5 protein-coding genes are annotated in these 5,332 nt (G+C 77.0%); 2 read left to right on the forward strand and 3 right to left on the reverse strand.

The window, feature by feature from the left end; genetic code table 11:
- The first annotated feature begins 42 nt into the window (after positions 1-42).
- Positions 43-1,662, forward strand: coding sequence for a carboxylesterase/lipase family protein (locus ACFXA3_RS34460; RefSeq protein ID WP_385193524.1), 1,620 nt, complete (start codon positions 43-45; stop codon positions 1,660-1,662).
- A 7-nt stretch (positions 1,663-1,669) separates the two neighbouring features.
- Here the strand turns inward: ACFXA3_RS34460 and ACFXA3_RS34465 are convergent, their stop codons facing one another.
- The gene (locus ACFXA3_RS34465; RefSeq protein ID WP_385193527.1) at positions 1,670-2,434 is read right to left on the reverse strand and encodes a hypothetical protein; all 765 of its coding nucleotides are present in this window, start codon (positions 2,432-2,434) and stop codon (positions 1,670-1,672) included.
- Between the two features lie 81 nt (positions 2,435-2,515).
- Between ACFXA3_RS34465 and ACFXA3_RS34470 the strand changes: the two genes are divergently transcribed.
- Entirely contained in the window at positions 2,516-3,037 is a 522-nt protein-coding gene (locus ACFXA3_RS34470) for a hypothetical protein (RefSeq protein ID WP_385193530.1), read from the forward strand.
- Between the two features lie 36 nt (positions 3,038-3,073).
- Here ACFXA3_RS34470 and ACFXA3_RS34475 read toward each other — a convergent pair whose 3' ends face one another.
- Together ACFXA3_RS34475 and ACFXA3_RS34480 are read right to left on the reverse strand one after the other, a co-directional pair.
- The gene (locus ACFXA3_RS34475; protein ID WP_385193533.1) at positions 3,074-3,613 is read right to left on the reverse strand and encodes a GNAT family N-acetyltransferase; all 540 of its coding nucleotides are present in this window, start codon (positions 3,611-3,613) and stop codon (positions 3,074-3,076) included.
- A gap of 50 nt (positions 3,614-3,663) precedes the next feature.
- Positions 3,664-5,332, reverse strand: a 1,669-nt coding sequence (locus ACFXA3_RS34480; RefSeq protein ID WP_385193536.1) for a hypothetical protein, incomplete at its 5' end; no start/stop codon positions are given.

Genomic DNA, 5,332 nt, shown 5'->3' on the forward strand with positions numbered 1-5,332 from the left:
ACCCCGGGGGGTACGAGACGAGCGAGGAAAGGCGGCCCGACCGTGTCCCGTCTCCGCTGCGCACGACGGCCGGCCGCCCTGTGGTGCGCCCTGGTCCGGCTCGCCGGAGCCGCCGGGCCGGCGTCCGCCGCGGCGGCGGACGCGCCCGCCGCGGACCGGCCCGTGGTGGAGACCGACCGGGGTCCGGTACGCGGCACGGCGCACGGCACGTACCGCACGTTCGAGGGCATCCCGTACGCCGCGCCGCCGACCGGACCGCTGCGCTGGCGGCTTCCGCGGCCCGCCGCGCGCTGGACGGCCGTCCGCGACGCCGGGGCTCCGGGGGCGCGCTGCGTCCAGCTGCCGCCGATCGGGCCCGGCGGCCCCGGCGGCTCCGAGGACTGCCTGTACCTCAACGTCACCGCACCGGCCGGCAGCGGCACGGGGCGGCCCGTCATGGTCTGGTTCCACGGCGGCGGCTTCGCCAACGGGGCCGGTGACCTGTACCGGCCGCAGCGGCTGGCCGTCCGGGGCGGCGCCGTCGTCGTCACCGTCAACTACCGGCTCGGGATCTTCGGCCTGTTCGGGCATCCGGCCCTCGGCGGAGCCCCCGGTTTCGCCGTCGCCGACCAGCAGGCGGCCCTGCGCTGGGTGCGGTCCAACGCCGCGCGTTTCGGCGGCGACCCGTCCGACGTGACCCTGTTCGGCGAGTCGGCGGGCGGTCTGAGCGTCTGCGCGCACCTGGTCTCACCGGCCTCGGGCGGACTGTTCCGGCGGGCGGTCCTGCAGAGCGGATCCTGCTCGACCACCATGCCGCCCCGCTCGCTGCTGCCCGCGATGGGCCGGTACGAGCCCTTCGTGTCCGAGCAGCGCACCGTCGCGGACGGGGTCGCGGCGGCGGCCGGGCTCGGCTGCGACCGGCCGGAGCCGGGCGCCGTACTGGACTGTCTGCGCGGGAAGGACGCGGCGACGCTCGCGACCCCGGAGCTGATGCAGCGGTTCTCGCTCGTCTCCTACGGGAACCGGCTGCTGCCCGAGGAACCCCGGCGGGCCCTGGAGGGCGGCCGGTTCCACCGGGTGCCGGTGATCGAGGGCGTCAACCGGGACGAGATGCGGATCTTCCTGGCGCAGGGCCTGGCCGCGTCCCCCGTGCCGGACGAGGCCGCGTACCGGGCCCGGGTGGAGCGGTCGTTCGGCGCGGCGGCCGTCCCGGGCGTCCTCTCCCGGTACCCGGTGGCGGCGTACCCGACGCCGGCACTGGCCTGGGCCGCCGCGCTGTCCGACACCTCGTTCATCTGCCCGGCGCTGCGGGACGGCCGGGCTCTGGCCCGGTACGTGCCGGTGCACGCCTACCGGTTCAGCGACCGGGACGCGCCGAACTTCACCGGCCTGCCGGAGGTGGCGGGCTTCCCGTACGGGGCCTCGCACGGCTTCGAACTGCCCTACCTGTTCACCATGGACGCGGCCCTCACCGCGCCGCAGCGCGCCCTGTCGGACCGGATGACCGGCTACTGGACGGAGTTCGCCCGTACCGGCAGCCTCCCCGCCGCGTGGCCGGCGTTCGGCTCCGCCGGTTCCGTGCTCTCCTTCGCGCCCGGGGCGGACGGGACGCACGTGGTGGACGGGCCCGCGGAGCACCACTGCGCGTTCTGGGACGCGCAAGACTCCCTGCCAGGAGCCTGATGGCTCGTCACCAGGGCGCCGTCGCCACCACGCCGCCCTCCGGGGTCCGGACCGACACCGTGCCCCGGTCGCCGTACACCTGCTGCCGCCATGACACGAACATCTGAGCCACCCGGCGGGCGTCCTCCCCGAGGCCCTTGCCGACGGAGCGGGTCGTGAAGGTCAGCAGCGCCTCGCCGGCGTCCCGCCCCTTGCGGACCCGGGCCTCCTGGACGGGCTGCTCGGGCAGCAGGCGGTCCGAGCCGTCCCGGTGCAGGGCGTAGTAGGCGTTGAAGTCCCGGGTCATGTCGAACCATCCGGCGCCCCCGCAGGGACCCGCCCCATTGGTGATGTCCCCGTCGGTCGGCGGATTCGGAGCCCCGGTCTCCTGATCGGTGGGAGGCCCGGCATGACCGCCGGTCTCCTGATCGGTGGGAGGCCCGGCATAGCTGCCCGTCTCCTGATCCGTCGGCGGCCCGGCATAACCGCCCGTCTCCTGATCGGTGGGAGGCCCGGCATAGCCGCCGGTCTCCTGATCCGTCGGCGGCCCGGCATAACCGCCCGTCTCCTGATCGGTCGGCGGGCCGGCATGACCGCCGCCCTGCTCTTCCGTCGGCGGGTCCGGCAGGCCCGTGCCGCCGCCCGTCGTCCGGTCGAGCCCGCAGGTCTCCTGCACCGGCGCGGGCGGCGCGGCGGCCTCCCCGGCATGGCGCGTGCCACACGCCGCGAGCACGGCGCACAGGAGCCCCGCCACCGCCGCTCTTCCCGCCACGGCCACCGCTGTCCTCGTCATGGTCGTCCCCCCTCGCCCATGGAGAGGGGATCACGGCCCCCGCGGTTCCACACCGGGGAGGACGGCGGCTACGGTGCCGCCATGACCCGCTCGGCACGACACGACCTCTCCCCGCTCCCCCTCCTGTACCTCGACGTCGACGGTCCGCTCATCCCGTTCGGGGCCTCGTCCGACGAACTGCCGGACGGCTACCCGACGTACGGGGCGCGGCCCGACGCGAACCCGCTGCTCGCCAGGCTCGATCCGGCCCTGGGCCCCCGCCTCCTGGCCCTGCCGTGCGCACTGGTGTGGGCCACGACCTGGATGGACGACGCGAACGCGTGGGTGGCGCCGCGGATCGGCCTGCCCGAGCTGCCGGTGATGGCCTGGCCGGAGCCGTCCGAGGACGAGGGGCCGGAGCGGATCCACTGGAAGACCCGCGCCCTCGTCGACCACGCCGCGGGCCGGCCGTTCCTCTGGGTCGACGACGAGATCACCGCCGCCGACCGGAGCTGGGTGGCCGCGCACCACCCGGGCCGGGCGCTGCTCCACCGCGTGGACCCCCGCTTCGGCCTCGTCTCCGCGGACTTCGCGGCACTGGCCGCCTGGCTGAGCGGGCCCTGACCGCCGCGCGTCCGGCCGGGCGGCCCGACCCGGCGGCTAGGACCCGGCCGGCTTCCAGTCCCGGGCGAGGAGGCCGAGCAGCACCTCGTCGAGGAACTCGCCCATCACCCAGGCCGAGGAGCGCAGCACGCCCTCGCGGACGAAGCCGTTGCGCTCGGCGGAGCGCAGCATGGCGTCGTTGTCCGACAGCGTCTCGATCTGCAGCCGTTGCAGTCCGCGCACGACGAAGCCGTAGTGGGTGAGCACCGCGACCACGTCGGTGCCGTAGCCCTTGCCGCGGGCGGACGGCAGCAGCCCCAGCCCGATGTGCGCGGACCGGTTGTGGTTGTCGATGCCCCACAGGTTCGCGGTGCCGACCAGCGTGCCGCCCTCCAGTTCCACCACGGAGAACGTGACGTGCTTCTGCTCGCTCTCGTCCACCACGAGCCGCGGGTCCTTCGAGTCGGGCGAGACGGGCCGCCACGGCCCGCCTTCGGCCCGCGAGGCGTTGACCACGTCGTTGAAGAGCTCGGTCCGCAGGATCGGAAGGTCTTCCTCGTGCCGGGCCCTGAGCCCGACCTTGCCGCCTTTAAGCATGCAGGTTTCCTATCCGACCCGGCTGACCGGCCGCAAACGAATATGCCGTGTCAGGTCCAGGACGCGGCCACCAGGGAGCGTTCCGCCGCGGCCAGGTGGGTGGACGCGGCGAGCCAGGCCCAGGCGTAGGCGTCGGGCGAAGGGTCCGTCAGCCGGCCGAAGGAGTCGCGCGGGCGGCGGTCCGCCTCGGCGGCGAGGGCCGTGGCCAGCTGCGCCGCGGCGGTGAAGCCGGCCCGGCGCAGCGGTGCGTACGAGGTGAGCGGCTCGGTGGTGCGCGCCGCTTCGGCCACGGCGCGGCGGCCGCCCGCGACCCCGGTTTCGAGCAGTCGGCGCACCCGCCACAGGGGCGAGTCGGCCAGCGGGTCCGGCGCTGAGGCGGCGGCCGGCTCGGCGGCCGGGGCTGCCTCGGTCCGGGGCGGGAAGTGGCTGCCCTGGAGCACGTCGTAGCCGAGGTCCGCGCGGCCCAGCCATTCCTCGGGCAGGCGCAGGGTGTACTCCGCGCCGGGGGCCGGTCCGACGGCGAGGGGGCGCAGGGTGGCGGCGCGGTCGAGATCGGGGCGGCCCAGGACGCGGAGCACGAGACCCGGATGGGCGGCGATGCGGCGCAGGTTGGCCGTGTGGGGCAGTTCGGGGTGGGGGTGGGCGGCGCGCAGCCGCAGCAGGGGCGCGTCCGCTCGTGCCTCGCGGACCAGGAGGTCCTCGCCGGCCGGGCCGACGACCGTGACCTCGCAGCCGAGCAGGTCGGGCTCGGCGCCGTCGGGGTCGCCGTCCCGGTGGGCGAGTTGGCCGGCCACGGCCTCGGCCGCCGGGCGGGCGAAGAGCGCGGCGGCGGGTTCCGCGGTCCACGGTACGCCGCGCAGCGGGGTCGCCTGGACCCCGCGCCCGGCGCCGAGACGGCCGTCTGCGGAGACGGTCGCCCCGGCGATGCGGAGCCCGCCGCGCGCGAGGCCCGCGTGGTCGAGGGCGGCTCCGCCGAGCGCGACGGAGGCGGAGCCGGCGCCGCGGGCGCGGGACAGGCCGCCGGGGCGGACGTCGGAGACCGTGTGGCGGGCTCCGTCCGCGGTGATCAGGTGGGTGACCACTCCCCCGTATCCGGTGGCCGAGAGGACCGGTTCCCGGCACAGGCCGTACACGCGCAGGCTGCCGCCGGGCTGGTAGGCGCGGCGTACGGTGCCGGTGAGCGCCGGGCCGCCCGTGCCGGCCGCGCCGGAGGCCAGCAGTCCGGCGGTGTGCAGGAGTTCGCGGAAGGCCCCCGTGAGGTCGGCGAGCCGGTGGGTGCCGCTGCGCTGCCGGGCGGCGCGCAGACCCCGTACGACGCGCAGGGCTGCGGCCTCGGCCCGGGGCAGCCCGGCGAGGCGGGCGGTGTGGGCGGCCCGCAGCAGTTCGGCCTGGACCACCGCGCCGCCGGCCGTGACGCCGGCGGCGAGTGCCTCGGCGGCGGCCTGCCAGAGCGTGGCCGCCGCTCCGAGCTGTGCGGCGGTGAGGGCTGCCGGGACGGCGCCGGACGCAGCCGCGGACACGGCGCCGGACGGGGCACCGGCCTCGGCCGCGGGAGCGGCCGCGGACACGGCGCCGGACACGGCACCGGAAGCGGCGGCGAGCGCGGTGTCCGCCGCGGGCCCGGCCCCGGTCACGGGAGCGGCGCCGTGGCCGGCGGCGGACCCGGCGTCCGGCCCTGCGCCGCTCGCCGTCGCCGGATCCGGGCCCGGGTCCGGCAAC

It is taken from the genome of Streptomyces sp. NPDC059456 (assembly GCF_042750055.1).
In the GTDB taxonomy this organism is placed as follows: domain Bacteria; phylum Actinomycetota; class Actinomycetes; order Streptomycetales; family Streptomycetaceae; genus Streptomyces.